We start from the raw sequence: 18823 nt of genomic DNA on the forward strand, positions 1-18823 counted from the left end.
CCTGCCGGGCGCTTCGATGCCGGACGGAACCGAAGAGGTCATTCTCCTCAAGGGCCTCGAAGACGGGCGGACGCTCGCCTTCAGCAAGGATGGCCAGCAGCTGTACGGCGCCGACAAGAACACCACCTGGCGCTGGAATCCGAGCACCGGGGCAGGCGGCCCGGTCCACATCGGCGCCCAGAGGTACCTGCAGGACGTGGTGTTCAGCCGGGATCTCAGCTTCCTGGTCAGAGCGGAGGAAGGCAGGGTCCGCATCTGGGACACGACCACCGGCAAGATCGTGCACACGTTCACGCTGTCCACCGAGAGTGGCACGACTCAGAAGGGCTGGCCCACGGCCTGGCGATCAGCGGACGGTAAGAGGCTGGCCGCGAGCACCGGGGAGGGCCTGCACCTCTGGGACCTGCCGTCCGGCAAGCACACGAGCGTCCCCACGAACGAACTCGGCGGCCCCGTGGCGTTCCGCGGCGACGGTGAAATGCTGGTCAGCGGCTGGCACTCCCTGGAGACCCTGACTCCCGTGGGCAAGTCCACCGGCCCGGTCAAGGGCAGCAGAAACGCCAAGGTCGCCGTGTTCAGCCCGGACGGGAGCCTCCTCGCCTACGACGTCGGCGGTCATATCGCGCTATGGAACACCGAATCCCGCTCGGAAGTCATCCGGTTCAAGGGCTCGGCCACGTCCCTCGCGTTCCATCCGCAGGGACGCCTCCTGGTCAGCGGCGCCGGCTCGACCCTCAGCGTGTGGGACACGGTCGCTGGGAAAGAAGTCGGCAGCTACGAGTGCCCCAACCAGGTCGAGGCGGTGACCGTCAGCCCGGACGGCAAGACCGTGGCGATCGGCCTCAACATGGCGATCACCAATGAAGCCAAGGACTCGGTCCTGCTCTGGCAGATGCCCCGACGCAGCCAGGGATCTGACTCAAAAGTAGTGGAGCAGTGCGTCGTACCCGCCGCCCGTTCGTGTGCCGACTCGCCGCCGCCACGGGCCATCGGTCAGAGGGCCCACTCCGTGCCGACCAAGATCCGGGCCATACGCGGACCAGCCGCCTGCAGCAAGGACAGCCAGGCTCGGTGGCGCCCCAGTCGCCCGCGGCGATGGCCTCAGGCGCGCCGTTTCGCTTCCGTGGCCGGGCCGTGGTCTCGCAGGGCGCCGGCGCCACAGCATGATCACCCCACCGTGGTTGGTCCCTCCAGTCGGTGAGGGCGGGGTCCGGACGCGAAGGTGAAAACGTCAGGTACTGCTTCACGCAGGCCCGTGACGTGACGATGCACGCCATCGACCGCCGTGGAGGTGTTGACGGCCGGGGCAGGGAGCGGCGAAGTGCGCCGGAAGAGCGGTCTCGGCGGTGAGCGCGCACCCGCTGCACGCGGCGAGCGTTGCGATCAGACTGTCTCCTCCCTCTTGGCGCTGTGGACGCTCGGACATCTTTCTAAGACTGGAGGATATTCAGTGGCTCGTTCGATCTTCCTAATGTGGAGGCAGACGAGGGGCGCTCGCCCCGATTCCACGACTGTGCAAGGGAGTTCAGCATGCGTGCTGTCATCCAGAAGTCCTTCGGCGGCCCCGAGGTCCTGGAGCTCGCCGAGAGGGACAAGCCCGCCCCGCTCGGCGGCGAGGTCCTGGTCCGCGTGCACGCGAGCGGCGTCAACCCGGTTGATGTGGCGGTGCGCTCCGGTGCCTACCCGCTGCTCGGCGAGCCGCCGTTCGGTGTGGGCTGGGACATCTCCGGTGTCGTCGAGGAAGCCGGACCGGGTGCTCGCTTCAAGGTCGGCGACGAGGTCTTCGGCATGCCGTTCTTCCCGCGAGCCGCCACCGGCTACGCCGACTACGTGGCCGTGCCCTCGCGCCAGGTGGCCCGCAAGCCCGCGACGCTCGACCACGTGCAGGCCGCCGCCGTGCCGCTGGCCGCCCTCACCGCCTGGCAGGGCCTGGTCGACGCCGCCCGGGTCGCCGAAGGGCAGCGGGTGTTGATCCACCGGGCGGCCGGTGGCGTCGGCCACTTCGCGGTGCAGATCGCCAAGGCGCGCGGCGCCCACGTCACAGCCCTGGCGAGCGCCGCCAACCACGATTTCGTCCGCGAACTCGGGGCGGACGAGATCATCGACTACCGCACCACCGACTACACCGAAGCGGTCAAGGACGTCGACGTCGTCTTCGACTCCAGCTCCGAGGGCGAGCGTGCGCTGAGCGTTTTGAAGCCCGGCGGCACCCTGGTCAGCATCATGGAGCACTGGAACACCGAACTCGCCGCCCGCGTCGAGGACGAGGGCCGCCACTTCGCCGGGATCTCGGTCGAACCGGACTACGCCTCTCTGGAGGCGATCGCGGCCCTGATCGACGCAGGCCGCATCCGCCCGCACGTCTCCGCGACGCTTCCGCTCGAACAGACGGCGAAGGCCCATGAACTGGTCGGTTCGGGCCGCACCCGCGGCAAGGTCGTCCTGACAGTGGCCTGAGCAGGGCGGGTTAGAGTGCGGAGGAGAACCGGGAGATCTGCGGAGAGGGGCGGGAGTTGGACATCCTCACCGAGGTGCTGGCCTCGATGCGTACCGGCCGACCGGTCTCCGTGCGGACCACCGGACGGGCACCCTTTGGACTGCGGCTGCCCCCCGTGGCCGGGGCGGGGTTCCACGTGGTGTTGTCGGGTACGTGCTGGCTCGTCCCACTGGAGGACGCGGCGCCGCAGCCGTCCCTCCCGCTGGGACCGGGCGACGTGGTCTTCCTGCGGGACGGGCGCGGGCACATCCTGGCCGACCACCCCGACACCCCGGCCGAGGTCGAGCGGGAGTCCCAGTTCAGTCCGGGCTCCCCGCTCGGCACGGTCACCGTCGGCGGCGACGGTGCCCGTACCAACCTGCTGTGCGGGAACTACCACCTCGACCAGGCCCGTCCGCACCCCCTCGTACGACAGCTACCGGAGATCATCCATCTGCCCGCGAACCCTGTCCGTCATCCCGAACTCGCCTCCGCGATACAGCTGTTGCGCGCGGAGCTGGAGCAGCCGCGGCCGGGCTCGGCCGGCATCGTGCCCGCGCTGATCGACTCGCTGCTCCTGTACATCCTGCGCGCCTGGCTGGAGCAGGGTCCGGCCGCGCAGGCCAGGGGCTGGGCGGCCGCGCTCGGTGACACGGCGGTCGCGCCGGCCCTGGCTGCCATTCACGCGAAGCCGGGCGCCCAGTGGACCGTGGAGTCGCTGGCCGCCCGCGCGGGCCTCTCCCGTGCGGCTTTCGCCCGCCGGTTCAACGACCTGGTCGGCGAGCCACCCATGACGTATCTGACCCGCTGGCGCATGACGACCGCCGCACGGCTCCTTCGAGAGTCCGAGGACCCGCTGTCCGCGGTCGCCGCGCGCACCGGTTACGGCTCCGAGTACGCCTTCGCCAAGGCCTTCAAGCGCGAGTACGGGCAGGCCCCGGGCGGTTACCGGCGTGAGGCGCGCGCGGCCTGACCTGCGGTCACGGGCAGCGACGCCAGGACGAATGGGTGACGGCCGGAGCAGCCGCATGCCCTCGACTCCACCGCATGCGGCCCGCCGGCACCGAACCGCGGGCCGGGCCGCGCCGGTTCCTGCCCCGTCGCCGCGAGCGACCGCCGCGGCACCGCCCATCAGCAGACCCGGACGGCAAGGAGCCAAGGGTGTTCTTCCAGAAGGTCCCGGAGGGCAAGACGGTGAAGAACCACCTGCAGGCCGCAAGGGCCGCCCGTGCGTGGCACGACGGAGCGGCCCTCGAGGACATCCGGCAGGCGGCACCCTTCGTCCGTCTGACGGGCCGGTTCGAGGTGCCCGACAACGATCCCGCCCGCTTGCCCGAGTCCGAAGGGCGGGGCATGCGCCAGGAGGCGGCCGACCTGGAGCCGCCTGGCAGCCGACGTACCAAGACCAAGCCCTCATCGAGGCGGCATACGCCGAGCCGGTCCTGCGCGCCCTCTATCCGTTCACCAGCCACTGGGCATTGCGCTTCTCGACCACCACCCGCCCGGACCTGACCGTCGTCGGACCGTGCGTGAGCGCGAACAGCGACGGCACGTACGGAGTGGGCAGGGGCATCGGCGGCCAAGACCACGGCGCTGCGCCACAGCGCAGGAGGCCGTGGCGGTGGCGGTGCGTCAGCTGCCGTCCGACCACACCTGGCGGGAGGCCGCCGGCCGATCCTGACCGGCCCTGATCAGCAGGACGGCCGGCACCAGAACCAGGATCATCGGCGTCGGCTCCATGATGGCCGCTCCCACGGACGCCCAGGCGGCGAGGGCCCATCCGATGGACGGCGGAACCCGCACCTCGCGGCGCGCCAGGCTCAGGACGAGTGCGCCGAGCAGGATCAGCGGCAGCGCGAAACTGCCGATCGAGACCCAGAAAGCGCCGGCGGCACCGGCGGGGTGTACGAACTCCTCACGCGGCAGGTTCCACAGCGCGCCGGTCAACCAGTCGCCGAAGTACTGCGTGTTCTGCACCCCCAGCACCACCATGTGCAGCGCTCCCAACGCCTGCAGGGCCCACCCAGCCCAGCGCGTCATGACGGACCTCCCCTTTACGAAACCAATAGTTCCGAAACTATCGGTACCGTAACATGGACCGCATGGCACGACCCCGAGACTCCCGCGTGGACGAGGCGATTCTGACCGCCACGCGCGAACTGCTGGCCGAGAGCGGATACGCCGGACTCACCATGGACGCCGTGGCCGAGCGTGCCGGGATCGGCAAGGCCGCGATCTACCGGCGCCACGCCACCAAGCAGGAGATGGTCTTCGCGGCGGCCGTGCACGGCGCCGACCTGCCGGCGCCGCCCGACACCGGCACGCTGCTCGGGGATCTGACCGCGCTGGTGCAGGAGATCGTGGACCATATGACCAACCCGGCCGCGGCCGCCGCGATCCCCGGGCTGATGGGCGACATCGCCGGCTCTCCGGAGCTGGCCGCGCGCTTCGAGGACACCATGGTCACGCGCCAGAAGCTGGGGATCGGCCGGCTCCTCGACCGGGCCGTCGCGCGGGGGGAGTTGACCGTCGCACCGGATGTGGCCCTGGTGCACGCCCTGGTGTCCGGGCCGGTCTTCGCCGTTGTCTACATGCAGAACCGCACGCCGGAGACGCTACCCCAGCAGCTGGGCGCACTGCTCCACACGGCGCTGACCACCCCCGCGCCGCCCACGGCATGAGAGGCGCGCCGATCGGACACGAGGTCCGATCGGCGTGTCGCAGACCGCAGGCGGCGGTGGGATCAGCCGAGGTGCCGGGAGAAGAACCTCAGCGCGCTGTCCATCTCGAACACCGGGATCTCCCCGTGCTTGCCGGGGTTGGCATGCAGCGTCTTCTCCGCCGAGGCCAACGCGTCGAACAGCGCCAGGCTCTGCTCGCGCGGCACCCGCTCGTCGTCCCACTGCACCAGGAACTCCACCGGGACGGTGATCCGCGCGGCATCCTCGGCCGAGGCCAAGGCCCCGCCCAGCCCCAGCACCGCGGCACGGACCCGGGGTTCGGCGGCAACGAACGGAACCCCCAGTCCGCACCCCAGCGAGACGCCCCAGTAACCCACCGGCCCGGCGCCGACATGATCGAGCTCCTGAACCGCGCCGAGCACCGCCTGCCATTCCGGGACGGTCTGGCCGGCCACGAGCGCCTGGAAGCGGGCGATCAGCGGAGCCAGCTCTTCCCCGGCCTCCACACGAGCCTGGTTCTCGGTCGCGATCCGGTTGTACTTCTCGTCCATCGGCCGGTCACCATGGCCGGGCACGTCGACCGCCACCACCGCGAAACCGCACTCGGCCACGAAGCGGCGCGCACGGGCAAGGATGCCGGGGGCCTTCTTGTGCTGACCGCCGCCGTGTCCCATCACGATCAGGGGGCGCGTACCGGGAGCACCTTCCGGCGTCCACAGCACGCCGGGGATCTCGCCGAGGGTGAAGAGCTGTTCGCGGACGCCGTCGGAGGACGTCTCAGAGGTGAAGCGCATAGCGTTGGAAGCCTTTCGGGATGCCTTCGGGCACTCCCTGGGCCATGCGAAGGAGGGAGGCCCGACACGTCACAGCGTTGATCGGTCTCACCTCCTCAGTTCGAAGCAGCGCACGGCGGCGTCGAACGTACCACGCGGGGGTCGCGCTCCAAGGTACCGACTCCACGCCGAAGATCTTTTGTTCACACCGCCTTCACTGTCACCATGTGCCGTAGGACGCACATCGCCGAGGGCGCCAACGCCCCTGTCCCGACCGCCCCGTTGCGGAGCGTCGTGGGCCGGCAGCGGGTCCCGGGCGTGCCGGCCGTCAGCGCCCCGCCCTGCTGCTCGACGCGACCGGCAAGGTGCGCGGCGACGCCGACATCGTCGTGCACAGTCGGCCTGCGTCCGTCCGGTGCCGTGCGGCACGCGGGCACCGGTGAAGGCGGCGGACAGCTCGCCGAATGGCTGGAGTTGGACCTGCCGGTGGGAGCTGCTCCGGGCCGTCCCGCCGCCCCGCAGACCCACCGGGCCGTGCTGAGCAGCCTCCCGGCGGGCCGTTCCACGCACGAGCCGCCCTGCCGGGTGGGCGGCTCGGCCGAACAGGGTGATCGGTCACCGGACCCCCGCCGAGGTCCCCGGGTCGGCGTACCGCAGCACGGCGCCCACGCCCTCGTACAGCCTCAGCCCGCTCTCCGGTACGACGACCAGCTCGGCGCCGGTGCCGACGAGGGCCCGGACGAGGACCTCGTCGGCGGGTTCCTCACGCGGGGCCCGCACGCCGAAGGAGATCAGCTCCGCCTCCGTCAGGGCGAGCTGAGTGGGCCGGGAGCCCGTCCAGAGCCGCAGCGAGGACCGGGGCGCTCGGTTCAGCAGCAGTGCCGCGACCTGGCCGCGCTGGAGTGCGGCGACGGTGGCGGCAAGCCCCTCCGTGACGGGACCGTCCAGGGCGCGCCGGCTGATGAACAGGTCCACCAGGTCCCGATCGTGGGCGGCGATGTGGCCGCGCAGCACGGCGTCCAGCTGCGGCTCCAGCAGGGCGCGCCCGGTGTCGGTGGGGCTCCGGCCTGCGACGCGGACGGCCTTGTCCCGCAGGGTGTGCGGCAGGCGGCGGACCAGGACGTTGCACGCCCACTCGTCCCCGCCCACGACGACGGCGTCGGCATGGGCGCGCCGCGCCCGTTCGTCCAGCAGGTGGCCGAGCCGGAGGCAGGCGCGGTGCCAGGTCGCCACCGCGACCCTGTGGTGCAGCCGCTCACCCGGGGTGACATTCGACGCGGGCCAGGTACCTGTCTCCGCCTCCAGGGTCACCCAGCCGTGAGTCTCAGCCGTCGGAAGGCCCCTGTAGTGGACGACCACGGCCAGATAGGGGATCTCCGGAACGTGCTGGGCGACGAGGGGCATCGCCTCCGGCAGGGTGCTGTAGCGCGCGGAGTCGCGCTCGGGCGGCCTGGGCAGCTCGTCGTCCAGGACGAGCGTGCCGTGGGCGGCGAATATCGCCTGACCGTGCATGCCCGGTACCTCCGCGTCGGCACCGACCACCTCCTCCAGGACGTTCAGCAGCGCCCCGTCCGCGCCCTGGCGGGACAGACTCTCGCGCAGCCGCCCCCAGCGCAGCGCGATCGCCCGCTCGGGATGCTCGACGTCCCGGGAGGTGTCCAGGTACACGGAGGCGAACGGGCCCGGCTCCGCGTAGAGGGGCTCAAGGAACGACAGCCTCATCGCCACTCCTCATCGACGCTCCTCACCCACCCCCCACCTTCGATGATGCGCGACGTTCGTCGATGCGCGTCGAGGTGCGTCAGCGCACGGCCGGGGGGTGCGGGCACTCAGGCAGCGCCGGCCGTTCCCTGGTCCGTACGGCAGGGAGCCAGGCCGCGGGGGGCGCGGAGCCGGGCGGGAGGTGGACGCGGTACCAGTGGGTGGACCGCTGGTCCTCCTCGTCGATGATGGGCTGGCCGTCGGGCAGCTCGCAGTCCACGGTGAGGACGTCGCCGTGCCACACCCTGGTCGGTACGACGTTCTCCGCGGTGTAGGGCTGCGCGGGGTCGATCGCCAGGCCCAGACTGCACTGCCGGTCCCGGTCGACCCGCTCCTGACAGCCCCGCTCCGCGTTGAACACCCGGACGGTGCCGACCGCGGCGCCCGTACGGCCGGACTGTGCGGACGAGCCCGCCCGTACCGCGTCCGAACACAGGGCCGCGCCGGCAACCCCGCACAGCGCGGTGGCGAGGACGGCGGCGCGGGCCCGGCCCCGCAGCCGCCCCGCCCCGGGCGTCTCCCGCTGGGCGGTGATACGAGCGAGCAGGCTCTCGGCGGTGTGCGGGGCGCGCGCCGCGTGGGTCGGGGCGAGGCAGTCGGCGATCAGCGCGCGCCAGAACGGCGGCACGGCATGGTCCATGCGCAGCGGGGCACGCCCCTCGCCGTACTCCTGGACCGCGGCGCCCCGCGCCATCGGTGTGGCGCCCGGGAACGGCGAGGCTCCCGAGGCGAAGACCTCGTGAATGAGGATGCCCAGGGCCCAGATGTCGGCGGTCGGCCGGACCCGCACGCCCAGTTCGCCGAGGGGCGCCTTCCAGCGCTCGGGCGGCAGGTAGTCCAACGTGCCCATGGGCGGCGCGTAGCCGTGGGTCCCCGTCAGCTCGGTGGCGAGGCCGAAGTCCGACAGCTTCACGGACCGGTCCCGGCCCAGGAGAATGTTCTCCGGCTTGAGATCCGCGTGGACCCAGCCCGACCGGTGGAGATGTGAGAGTCCCTCGCAGATTCCGGCGATCAGCCGTGCGCGATCGGCCTCGGGCACGCCCGCGTCGACGAGTTCCCGCAGACTGCCCGCGGCCCGCTCCATGACCAGGACGATCGCGCCCTCCAGGGAGGGACGGTCGGGTGCGGCGAGAACGAACGACTCCAGGAGACCGATCAGCCGGGGATGTCCGGCCCTGCGCCCGAGCTCGACCTCGCGGCGGGCGGACTCCACGATCCTGCGCGCCTGTCGCGGCGCGAGCCCCGCGGTCGGCATGATCTTGAGCGCGACGTCGGCGGGTCGCGAGGACCGGCCCGCGCGGGCGTCACCGGTTCCGCCCCGGTCCCCGTCGGCAGGCCGCGCCGCGTAGACGGTGGACCAGCCTCCGGCCCCGATCAGCTCGGTGACCACCCAGTCGCCCACCTGACAGCCGGGTGGGAGCAGGTCGGCGCGGTCGTGTTCCGCGGTGTCCCCATGGCCGTGCGGCGGTGTCATCGTGCTGCCGGCCGCTCCCGCCCGCCGGCCCCGGTCAGAGGCGGCAGCAGCGCGAGGTGCTCTTCCCGTACGAGCCCGAACCGCAGCGCGAGCCCGACGATCTCTTCCCGCTTGCCGTTGCGGCGGTCGCCCTTGCCGGGTTCGTGGGCGTCCGCGACGCCGATGCGCAGCTTCTCCTCGGCGAGGTAGTCGATGTGCGAGCTGACCGCCCGCGCGGTCAGCGTGCCGCTGGTGACGTGGCCGCTGAGCCGCTCGACGATCTGGGGAGTGGTGGGGACCGCCACGCGGGACTGGTCACGCAGGCGCGGTTCGCAGAGTGCGACCAGGACCAGGAAGTACGTGGCCGTCTCGTCCAGGGAGTACGCGGTTACCGTGCTGGTTCCCCATGGCACGCCCGCCTCCGGGTCGAGGTAGAGGTGGTCGGGGGCGAACACCTGGAAGGAGACGGGGGCGTCACCGCGGGTCGGCAGCACGACGCGGGAGAACTCGAACGGGATGGGCGCCCCGACCCGTCGCGGCGGAACCCTCAGGTATTCCCCCGCTCCCTCCGGATTCTCCACGAGATAGCTGTGGGTGGTGCTGTGGTTCGTCAGCTGCCAGTGGTCGTCGGTCACGCGGATCTCCCCGGCGAGCCGGGAGATCGCGGGGTCGGCGAGACGGAGCTCCACGGGAACCGTCGCGGAGCCCCGTCCGAAGCGGGCGACCTCGCCGGGGCCGAGCCGTAACGTCACCGCGTCACCGTGCGGTTCGCCGCCGTCGGCGCCACCGCCTCCCTGCGGCAGATGGACCACTACGCCGCTCACCGCACCCCCCGTTCTCCACGTCGCACTTGCCGGACGAGCGGAACGATACTCACGGGTCACCAGAGTTCACCGGCGTACTTCGGCCACTTCACCGGGACCGCCGACGGGGCGGGGCCGGCCCGTCGCATGGGGCCGAGGAGGTTCACGGACCGCTCTCACCCGGGCGTCTGAGACGTGCTGGGCGGGGCGCGCCGTTCGCTGTGCCTCAGGTCACCACGGTTCCGTGCCAGGGGCACCGATTTGAGGCTGTTTCCGGGTCTCTGCCCGGTGTTCGGCCCGGGGGTCCGGCCGAGGCACCGGGGCAACGGCCTGCCGCCGCGGACGGCCCGGGGCGGGAGGTGTCCTCCCGTGCCGGGTGCGCATGCCTCGTTCCGTGTCGCGCAAGGTGGGGAAAGTCACCGTGCGGGCAGGGAAGGAACCGGCGTGCCGGGCGACTTCCCGGTGCCCACGAAACACTGATGTCCCCGTTCACTTGGCGAGATCCGCACCCTGTCGCTCACAGAGCGGGACTGCCCGGCACGAGAGGCGCGACCCTGCGGTCGCCGAAGGCCGTCCATGGTTGCCACCCGCCGCTCGGCCGGTCCTGGACGCGGGTCCGTATCCCGCCCGCGACCGTGACGGCGAAGACGTGCAGCCGCCCGGTGGAGTCGAGCGTGGCAGTGGGTGTGGCGACGAGCCTGATGCCGGGCTCACCGAACTCGCCGCCGGGATGCCAGTCCCCGCCCGGAGCGACCTGCCAGCGGTGGCCCAGCCGGGCGCCCCCGGGCGTGACGGAGAACGCCTCCAGCCGGCCGTCGGCGTTGGCGGCGAACGCCGGGGCGGCGGCGCTCCAGCCGAACAGCCCCAGCCAGTCGTCCCAGCCACCGCTCGGCACGGCCTGACGCCGGGCGAAGGCCCCCACGCCCGACGGACCGATCGCGGCGACGGCGAGCCGGCCGCTGCCGTCCCTGGCAACCCGAGGCGCGGCGCCGGCCGCGGTGCCGAACCGGTGCCACCCCGCGGTCCACGGGCCGCCGGGCGCCTGCTGCCAGCGGTGGTAGATCCCGGAGCCGCCGGGGGAGAGGGCGAACACCTCCAGCCGGCCGTCCGCGTTCGCCGCGACCACCGGTGGCGCGCCCGCCGACCCGCCGAAGCCGGGCTCCCACGGATCCCAGCTCAGGGATCCGGGCGCACTCTGCCGGCGCCGCGCGACGGAGGCGCCGCCGGGGCTCAGGGCGAACACCTCCAGCCGGCCGTCGGCGTCCCGGGCGACGGCAGGGGCTGCCCCGGCCGGGCCGCCGAACTCCTCCCAGGCGTGCCAGCCACCGTCCGGCCGCTGCACCCGGTGGTGCAGGTTGACGCCGCCCGGGGCGAGGGAGAACACCTCGAGCCTGCCGCTGACGTTGCGGCCGAGGGTGGGTACCGCGCCGGCCGGCCCCCCGAAGGACTCCCACTCCGACCAGGTGTCGGCGTACGGATCGGTCTGGACGCGCCGCAGCATCGAGCGGTCGGTGGCGTCGAGCGCGAAGACCGTCAGCCGGCCGTGCACATCCAGGCCGGCCACCGGGTTGTCGGGGCTCTGCCACGGCGGTGGCGTGTCCCGCCAGTAGAGGGGAGCCACGTACAGCCCGTGGCGGAACCAGCCCGCGGCGCCGGCGTACCACGCCTCCCCGTCGCGCACGACCTCGACGGCGTGACCGGCCACATGTCCCGCGTACCCGGCCAGTTCGAAGTGAAAGGGGTCCCGCGACGCCAGTACGTCGGTGCCCTCGTAGCCGTTGCGGGGTCCGATGAACAGGTAGTACCAGCCGTCCCGTTCGACGACGCACGGCGACTCGGTGACCGAGACGGTCGCGTCCGTGCTCGCGTCGGTGAACGCCACGCCCGGCTCGCTCCAGTGCAGCAGATCGGCGGAACGCCGGTAGGCCACGACATGGTGGCCACCCTCGCCCGAGAGTTCTGTGTAGTACATGACCCACTCGCCGCCGACCCGCAGCACCATGGGGTCACGCGCGGCGAGCCCCCGGAACAGCGGGCCGGACGGCTCCCGGGTCCAGGTGAACAGGTCGGTCGAGGTGGCGAGGTTGATCGCGGCGCCGCTCCCGCCGCCCGCGGCGTAGAACATCCAGTACGTGCCGTCGGCCTCGACGACGTGCGGCGCCCACAGGTGTTCCTCGCCGAAATAGGACGGGTCGACGGTGAGCGCGTCGGCGTGAGTGGTCCACGGCCCGTGCGGGCTCGCCGCGGAGGCGTGGGCGAAGGTGATCTCCGCCGAGCTGTCCGGGGCCTCGCCGCGCGGCGCGCTGTCCCCGACGATGCCGAACAGGTGCCAGCGGCCCTGAGCCTTGATCAGCGTGTGGTCGTTGAGGTAGCGCGGGCCGGCCGGGGTGGACGGATCGTAGACGTACGTGAAGGGTCCCGCACCGGCCCAGTGCGGGGCCAGGGCCGCCTCGGAGGCCGCGGCGCCGGCCGGGCCGGCGCCCAGGAACGGGAGGACGCCCGCCCCCGCGACACCGCGCAACAGGCTCCGTCTGCTGATCGGTAGCACGAGTCACTCCAGAGGGATCGCCTGGTCGGCCGCGCGCCGTACGGGGCACAGCCGACCACGGGACAGATCGAGGGGTGGGGGGAGAGGGTCAGTTGTGGGTGGGGCCGGGGGTGTCGTTGACCCAGCTCCATTCGGACCAGGTGGTGAAGCCGGTCTGCCATTTGTGGAAGGTGCCGGCGTGGCTCGTGCCGAAGATCTCGATCCGGCCGTCGGCGTTGGTGGCGGCGGTGACTTCGGTCCCGCCGGTTCCGAAGGCGGCCCAGTCGCTGTAGGGCGCGTTGACGGCGCTCTGCCACATGTGCATGGCGGTGCTGCCGTTCATGGCGAAGACCTCCACGCGCCCGTCGGGGGTACGCTCGCTGGTGAGCTGGGAGTCGGCGGGGCCGCCGGTCGGCTCCCATTCGGACCAACTGGCGGGGCTGGTCTGGTATTTGTGGAAGACGCCGACCGGTCCGGAGGCGAAGACCTCCAGGCGGCCGTCGGCATTGTGGTCGACGGTCAGGTCGCGGCCTCCCACGCCGAAGGCGCCCCACGGGGACCAGCCGCCGTTGGGGGCCGTCTGGTACCGGTGCTGGAAGGTGTCGCCGTTGAGGGCGAAGACCTCCAGACGCCCGTCGGGCGACTTCTCCATCTCCACGCGGCTGTCGGTGGGGCCGCCGCCGGTGGGCTCCCACTCCGACCAGCCGCCGTTCGGGGCCAGCTGATAACGGTGGAAGAGCCCGACCGGGCCGGACGCGTAGACCTCGATACGGCCGTCGGCGTTGACACCTGCCGCGGTGTCCCGGCCGCCACCGCCGAAGGATTCCCAGTTCGACCAGCCACCGGACGGGCTCAGCTGCCAGCGGTGCTGGAAGGTGCTGCCGTTGAGGGCGAACAGCTCCAGGCGGCCGTCGGCGTTGGGCGCGATCGCGAGCTCCGCGTTGCCGGGGCCCCCGAGGGCCTCCCAGGCCGACCAGTTGCCGTTGACCTCCTGCTGCCAGGCGTGGTGGATGCCGTCGGCTCCGGCGGCGAACACCTCGAGACGCCCGTCCGCCGACCGCGCGGACACCACCCGGCCCGACTCCGCCGGATACACAAGCGGCCGGGGCCGCGGGCCGTTGCCCGGAGTGCAGGGCAGCACGACGCCGCGCTCGGCGAGGTAGACCTCGGGGTCGATGCCGTAGGAGGCGGACCGGTCGCCCCAGATCCGCAGATGGAGGTGGGGGCCGGTGGACTGCCCCTCAGAGCCCATCAGGGCGATCTGCTGACCTGCCGCGACACGGTCACCGACGGAGACGTCCCGCCGGGACATGTGCCCGTACTCGGAGATCCTCCCGTCGGGGTGCTGGACCCGGATCCACTGGCCGTAGCCGGGCTCGCGCCCGGAGATGGTCACCTCACCGTCGCCCACGGCGTGGATCGGCGTCCCGACATTGTTGGCGATGTCGACGCCGTTGTGGCCGCTGTGGAAGTGCTGGGACACGAAACCGGCGGCCGGGCACGCCGCGGTTGCGGCCGCGGCGGTCCGCGCCGCGGCCGGAGCGGCGGGCACCAGCGCCGGCAGCAGAAGGGCCGCCGCCACGGCGAGGACACAGGCCAGTGCGCGTCGGGAAAGTCCAGCAAGCACGAGACGCTCCTCCCCCCTCGCAATCTCGGGGTGAATGGGATGGACGTGCGGGATACCCGCGTGGCCGAGGAGCGGGCGGTCTGGAAGGTAGCAACGGGACAGCCGCGGGAGACCCCGGAAGATGACGGACTGACAGACGTCGGCGCGTCGGCTATGCCGTTCGCCCCGGCCTCGCAGGGCCGGGCGGAGCGGCGGACGGCGCCGGCGCCCCTGGGATGCGGCGCATCATCGAGATTTCATCGGTCCTCCCTAGCGTGGCCGCGTTCAGACGACGGCCTGTGAACAGGGGAAGGACGGCTCGATGACGCGGAGGAGACACAGAGCGAGGCTGCCGATGGCGGTCGCGGCCGCGGTGGCGGTGGCGGTGATGAGCACGACGGCGGTCACCGGGCCCGCGGCCACCGGAGCGGCCGCCGCCGAACCGGGGCCGGACAAGCCGACGATCCGTTACACGGAGTACGGAATCCCGCACATCACCGCCTCCGACTGGGAGGGCCTCGGGACGGGCTACGGATACGCGGCGGCCAAGGACAACATCTGCACCCTGGCCGACACCTATCTGATGGTCAACGCCCAGCGCTCACGCCACCTGGGGCCCGATGGCAAGACGAGCCCCGGCAAGGACCAGAACACCACCACCAATCTCAACAGTGACCTGTACTTCCAGCGGATCAAGGACAACGGGGTGGTGGAGCGGCTGCTCGCCCTCCCCGCCCCCAACGGGCCGGAGCCGGAGGTGAAAGAAGCCATCCGCGGCTACGTCCGGGGATACAACCGGTACCTGTCCGAGACGGGCGTGAACAACATCACCGACCCGGTCTGCCGTGGTGCCGCCTGGGTGCGGCCGATCACGGAGCTGGACGTCTACCGGCACGCGCACGCCGAGATCATCATGGGCACCGCCGACGCGCTGCTGGACGGCATGGTGAACGCCACACCCCCGGGCGCGTCGGCCGCCGCGCCGCCGGCCTCCTCACCCGAGGCGGCCGCGAAGGCCCCGAAGACCTCGAAGACCCCGAAGGCCGCGAGGGCGAAGGCCGCCGAGACCGCCAGGAAGATCAGCGACGCGCTGGCGGCGAGCCACCGGCAGAGCATGGGCAGCAACGCCCTGGCGGTGGGGTCGCAGGGCGTGTCCGGCGGCACCGGCATGCTGCTGGCCAACCCGCACTTCCCGTGGCAGGGCAAGAACCGGATGTGGCAGAGCCACCTGACGATCCCGGGAAAGCTCAACGTCTCCGGGGCCAGCCTGCTCGGACTCCCCGCGGTGAACATCGGCTACAACGACAACGTCGCCTGGAGCCACACTGTCGCCACCGTCGCTCCCTTCGGACTGTTCGACGTGCAGGTGGATCCGCTGAATCCGACCAAGTACCTCGTCGACGGTAAATGGGAGCAGATGACCTCGCAGCAGGTCGGTGTCGACGTGCGGAACGCCGACGGCTCCATGGGCAGGGTCACCAGGACCCTGTGGTCCACCCGCTACGGACCGATCACCACCTCGATCCAGGGCATCCCCCTGCCCTGGGTCGTTAGCGCGCACGCGGTGCGCGACGTGAACATGGACAACCTGCGGGCGATGAACACCTGGTTCCGCCTGGACCAGGCCAAGGACGTCCACGACGTCGTGAACACCCTGGAGGCCACGCAGGGCGTCCCCTTCTTCAACACCGTCGCCTCCGACCGCAAGGGCAACGCCCTGTACGCGGACATCCAGGCCACCCCGAACATCACCGACGAGCACGCCACGTCGTGCCTCACCATGACCGGTCAGCTGCTGTTCAACCCGGGGCTGCGGCCGTCGAACGTGCCGCCCGTCTCGATCTTCGACGGCAAGCGCAGCGCGTGCGACTGGCCCAACGACCCGAACGCGGTCGCGCCAGGGCTGCTGGCCCCGCACAAGCAGCCGCGCCTCATCCGGTCCGACTTCGCGGGCAACGCCAACGACAGCGCCTGGCTGGCCCACCCCGACCAGCCGCTTTCCTTCCCCCAGGTGATGGGCGACGCCGCGACGCCCAGGTCGCTGCGGACCCAGGAGCTGATCCTGACCGCGCGGAACCGGATCAACGGCACCGACGGCCTGCCGGGCAAGGGCTTCACACCGGAGACCATGGGCACGTTGCTGTTCGCCGACAACAGCAGGGCGGCCGACCTGACCCTCAACGCGACGGTGGCGGCCTGCCAAGGCGCCCCCTTCGGGCTCGTCCTGGTGGACGGCAACCTCGTCAACGTGAGCGAGGCATGCCCGGTCCTGGCCGCCTGGAAGGACCACAACTACACGGCGGACAGCCGGGGATCCTGGCTGTTCGCGAACTTCTGGGTCCGCCTGCAAGGCGGCCAGTCGATCGACAAACTGCCGTGGCGGGTCGCATTCGACCCCAAGGACCCGGTCCACACGCCCAACTCGCTCGATTCCGGCAACTCCGCCGTCCGCGACGCGCTGGCCCGGGCGGTCCACGCGCTGCGCAAGGCGGGCGTGCCGCTGAACGCGCCCCTGTCGGACATCCAGAAGGTCACGCGCGGCCAAGAGCAGATCCCGATCCACGGCTCGATCGGCGAACTGGGCGTACTGAACGTGATCACTCCCGGCCAGGTCGACGGAAAGCTGGACATCGTCTTCGGCTCCAGCTTCATCCAGCAGGTGCGGTTCACCACCGAGGGACCGCCCGAGGCGTACTCCGTCATGGCCTACTCCCAGTCGGCCAACCCGAACTCACCGCACTACGCCGATCAGACCAAGCTCTTCTCGGCGGGCCAATGGGTGACCGAGCGGTTCACCGAGGAGCAGATCGCGGCCTCACCGGAGTTGCGGATCAAGGTTCTGGACTGAGCATGCCGATAACACTCACGAGATTCACCAGGAGGCACGCTGTGACAGGGAGATCGAACTGGTGGCGACTGGCGGTGGCGTGGATGATCGCCACCGTGGCCATGGTCGCGCCGGCGGCGTCGGCGCAGGCGACCGACGGCGGCACCACGCCGCCGCCGATGACGAACGGCTTCGGCCTGACCCAGGTCGGCACGGCGCAAGGAACCGCCACCAACTTCTACCTCACCGTAACCACGCCCGAGGTCGCGGGTGAGCAGCACATCAAGATCATTCTGCCGAGGGGCTACTACGACGACCCGGGCAGGCGCTACCCCGTGCTGTACTTCCTGCATGGATCGCCCGATGACCCGATCCAGCAGAACTACCCTGCCCTGACCATCTCGGACCAGATGATCACGGTCATCCCGGACGGCGGCGCACGGGGCTGGTACGCCAACTGGCTCAACCAGAAGACCGCGGCCGGTGCCCAGAACTGGGAGAACTTCCACCTCAAGCAGGTGATCCCGTTCATCGACGCGAACCTTCGCACCATCGCCACCAAGAAGGCGAGGGCCATCGCCGGCGTCTCCATGGGCGGCTTCGGAGCCTTCCACTACGCCCAGGCCCGTCCCGACCTGTTCAGCCAGACCGCGTCCCTGTCGGGAGACATCGACTTCTCGGCCCGGTCCATGGACCTGCGGTTCGCCGTCGTCGCCTCCCTCATCGACGCGACCGGCGCGATCTGCGGCTCCTCGTCCGGATCCTGCGACCCCAACGAATCCCCGTACAAGCCCGCGGTGGACAGTGACGCGGCGTTCGGTTCGCCGTACCCGGTGTTCAACGCCGACTGGCGCTGGAACGAGGTCGACCCGTCGCAGCACATGGACAGGCTCGCCAAGGGCGGAGTAGGGGTCTCCATCTACGTGGGCGACGGAGGCGGCTCACCCTTGGAGCCGGAGTTCTGGGTCGCCGGCGCGGCCAAGAACGTCAAGGCCGGCATGGACGCCCTGGGCATGTCCTACTACTACGTCAACTACGGCGACGGCTCCGGCTGGGGCACCCAGTGCAACGGCGGCCACAACGCCGGCTGCTGGGAACAGGACCTCCGGGACCTGATCCCGCGCTTGGAGAGGTCCTTCGCCGCCTGACGCTCCCGCACGTTCAAGCGCCCGCCGTCGGCCCCCGTCCACCGCTCGTGCGGTCCGGGGGCCGACGGCGGGCGCCTTCGTCACGTACGGGCCGGGCTGGAGGCGGCGTCAGGAGAGGCTTCCGGTGCGCACCGGAGAGAACCGCCGGAGCACAGCACGCCATCGGTGATTCGGTCGACCCCTCCGGGTTGTTAGGGTCGCCGGATGGAGCGCTGGGACGAGGGAGGCGTGCGCGCCCGGATACGGGAGCTGGCGGCGCGGGACCCGGAGCAGGCGCGCTTTGGGGCGGCCACGCATCGGTACATGTTGGAGCCCCCGCTGCCGGAGGCGGAGATCAGGGTGTTCGAAGACGCCCACGGCATCGATCTGCCGGCCGATTACCGCTCCTTCGTCGGGCGGGTGGGCAACGGCCCCGCAGGCCCCGCCCACGGGTTGATGCCGTTGACCCGTCCGCGCGCGGAGGCTGAGGACGACTGGGCCGTGGACGACGAGTGGGCCGAAGACCGGCTGCCCGGGCGGCTCGCCGCGCCGTTTCCTCTCACCGAACCCCTGGCCGGCCGGATCAACGTACCCACCGGTGACGTGACCCCGGGCACGCTCATGCTGGCCGAAGAGGGCTGCGGCATGTACATCCGTCTGATCCTGACCGGCCCGCACGCGGGCGAGATCTGGCGGATCGACCCGGACTGGGGCGGCTTCACCCCCGCGAGCCCCGGTTTCCGCGCTTGGTACACGACATGGCTGCAGCGCCCCTGAACCCCTCCATGA

At 71.5% G+C, this 18823-nt stretch carries 15 protein-coding genes; 8 read left to right on the forward strand and 7 right to left on the reverse strand.

The genetic code is table 11. The annotated features are described in order from the left end of the window. From ACY34K_RS25200 to ACY34K_RS25215, 4 genes are all read left to right on the forward strand, one after another. On the forward strand, window positions 1-1201 hold a 1201-nt coding region (locus ACY34K_RS25200; protein WP_462750955.1), incomplete at its 5' end, for a WD40 repeat domain-containing protein. Between the two features lie 329 nt (window positions 1202-1530). Next, window positions 1531-2457: an NADP-dependent oxidoreductase gene (locus ACY34K_RS25205; RefSeq protein WP_462750957.1), complete on the forward strand. Its 927-nt coding sequence runs from the start codon at window positions 1531-1533 to the stop codon at window positions 2455-2457. 56 nt (window positions 2458-2513) lie between these two features. Next, entirely contained in the window at window positions 2514-3449 is a 936-nt protein-coding gene (locus tag ACY34K_RS25210; protein WP_462750959.1) for an AraC family transcriptional regulator, read from the forward strand. A 55-nt stretch (window positions 3450-3504) separates the two neighbouring features. Further along, window positions 3505-4167: a DUF6193 family natural product biosynthesis protein gene (locus tag ACY34K_RS25215; RefSeq protein WP_462750961.1), complete on the forward strand. Its 663-nt coding sequence runs from the start codon at window positions 3505-3507 to the stop codon at window positions 4165-4167. Here ACY34K_RS25215 and ACY34K_RS25220 read toward each other — a convergent pair. After that, the gene (locus ACY34K_RS25220; RefSeq protein WP_462750963.1) at window positions 4109-4516 is read right to left on the reverse strand and encodes a DUF6463 family protein; all 408 of its coding nucleotides are present in this window, start codon (window positions 4514-4516) and stop codon (window positions 4109-4111) included. The two genes, ACY34K_RS25215 and ACY34K_RS25220, sit on opposite strands and share 59 nt — an antisense overlap. 62 nt (window positions 4517-4578) lie before the next feature. On the opposite strand from ACY34K_RS25220, the gene ACY34K_RS25225 reads away from it, so the two are divergent. Next, window positions 4579-5157, forward strand: a complete 579-nt coding sequence (locus ACY34K_RS25225; RefSeq protein WP_462750965.1) for a TetR/AcrR family transcriptional regulator — start codon at window positions 4579-4581, stop codon at window positions 5155-5157. Between the two features lie 62 nt (window positions 5158-5219). On the opposite strand, the gene ACY34K_RS25230 is transcribed toward ACY34K_RS25225, so the two are convergent. The 6 genes from ACY34K_RS25230 to ACY34K_RS25255 all read right to left on the reverse strand — a co-directional run bounded on the left by ACY34K_RS25230 (window position 5220) and on the right by ACY34K_RS25255 (window position 14101). Beyond that, window positions 5220-5951 (reverse strand): dienelactone hydrolase family protein, encoded by a 732-nt coding sequence (locus ACY34K_RS25230; protein WP_462750967.1) that lies wholly within the window; start codon window positions 5949-5951, stop codon window positions 5220-5222. Window positions 5952-6545: 594 nt separating this feature from the next. Next, window positions 6546-7652: a baeRF2 domain-containing protein gene (locus ACY34K_RS25235; protein ID WP_462750969.1), complete on the reverse strand. Its 1107-nt coding sequence runs from the start codon at window positions 7650-7652 to the stop codon at window positions 6546-6548. 79 nt (window positions 7653-7731) lie between these two features. Next, a complete protein-coding gene (locus ACY34K_RS25240; RefSeq protein WP_462750971.1) occupies window positions 7732-9165 on the reverse strand; it encodes a serine/threonine-protein kinase in 1434 nt (477 codons plus the stop codon). After that, window positions 9162-9968, reverse strand: coding sequence for an FHA domain-containing protein (locus tag ACY34K_RS25245; RefSeq protein WP_462750973.1), 807 nt, complete (start codon window positions 9966-9968; stop codon window positions 9162-9164). Before ACY34K_RS25245 ends, ACY34K_RS25240 begins: the two co-directional genes overlap by 4 nt. Before the next feature lie 496 nt (window positions 9969-10464). Continuing rightward, entirely contained in the window at window positions 10465-12495 is a 2031-nt protein-coding gene (locus ACY34K_RS25250; protein ID WP_462750975.1) for a family 43 glycosylhydrolase, read from the reverse strand. Between the two features lie 88 nt (window positions 12496-12583). After that, entirely contained in the window at window positions 12584-14101 is a 1518-nt protein-coding gene (locus tag ACY34K_RS25255; protein ID WP_462750977.1) for a peptidoglycan DD-metalloendopeptidase family protein, read from the reverse strand. A 301-nt stretch (window positions 14102-14402) separates the two neighbouring features. Between ACY34K_RS25255 and ACY34K_RS25260 the strand changes: the two genes are divergently transcribed. From ACY34K_RS25260 to ACY34K_RS25270, 3 genes are all read left to right on the forward strand, one after another. After that, entirely contained in the window at window positions 14403-16928 is a 2526-nt protein-coding gene (locus ACY34K_RS25260; protein ID WP_462750979.1) for a penicillin acylase family protein, read from the forward strand. 83 nt (window positions 16929-17011) lie between these two features. Further along, window positions 17012-18055 carry an alpha/beta hydrolase gene (locus ACY34K_RS25265; protein WP_462751086.1) on the forward strand — a complete coding sequence of 348 codons (1044 nt, stop codon included), beginning with the start codon at window positions 17012-17014 and terminating at the stop codon, window positions 18053-18055. A 204-nt stretch (window positions 18056-18259) separates the two neighbouring features. Next, a complete protein-coding gene (locus ACY34K_RS25270; protein ID WP_462750981.1) occupies window positions 18260-18811 on the forward strand; it encodes an SMI1/KNR4 family protein in 552 nt (183 codons plus the stop codon). Window positions 18812-18823 lie beyond the last annotated feature (12 nt).

The organism is Streptomyces sp. STAM6 (assembly GCF_054963715.1).

Coding starts and splice junctions, on each gene's coding strand:
- ACY34K_RS25260 (WP_462750979.1), top strand. CDS start 14,403: ATGACGCGGAGGAGACACAGAGCGAGGCTGCCGATGGCGGTCGCGGCC.
- ACY34K_RS25240 (WP_462750971.1), bottom strand. CDS start 9,165: ATGACACCGCCGCACGGCCATGGGGACACCGCGGAACACGACCGCGCC.
- ACY34K_RS25265 (WP_462751086.1), top strand. CDS start 17,012: ATGATCGCCACCGTGGCCATGGTCGCGCCGGCGGCGTCGGCGCAGGCG.
- ACY34K_RS25215 (WP_462750961.1), top strand. CDS start 3,505: ATGCCCTCGACTCCACCGCATGCGGCCCGCCGGCACCGAACCGCGGGC.
- ACY34K_RS25270 (WP_462750981.1), top strand. CDS start 18,260: ATGGAGCGCTGGGACGAGGGAGGCGTGCGCGCCCGGATACGGGAGCTG.
- ACY34K_RS25225 (WP_462750965.1), top strand. CDS start 4,579: ATGGCACGACCCCGAGACTCCCGCGTGGACGAGGCGATTCTGACCGCC.
- ACY34K_RS25205 (WP_462750957.1), top strand. CDS start 1,531: ATGCGTGCTGTCATCCAGAAGTCCTTCGGCGGCCCCGAGGTCCTGGAG.
- ACY34K_RS25235 (WP_462750969.1), bottom strand. CDS start 7,652: ATGAGGCTGTCGTTCCTTGAGCCCCTCTACGCGGAGCCGGGCCCGTTC.
- ACY34K_RS25230 (WP_462750967.1), bottom strand. CDS start 5,951: ATGCGCTTCACCTCTGAGACGTCCTCCGACGGCGTCCGCGAACAGCTC.
- ACY34K_RS25220 (WP_462750963.1), bottom strand. CDS start 4,516: ATGACGCGCTGGGCTGGGTGGGCCCTGCAGGCGTTGGGAGCGCTGCAC.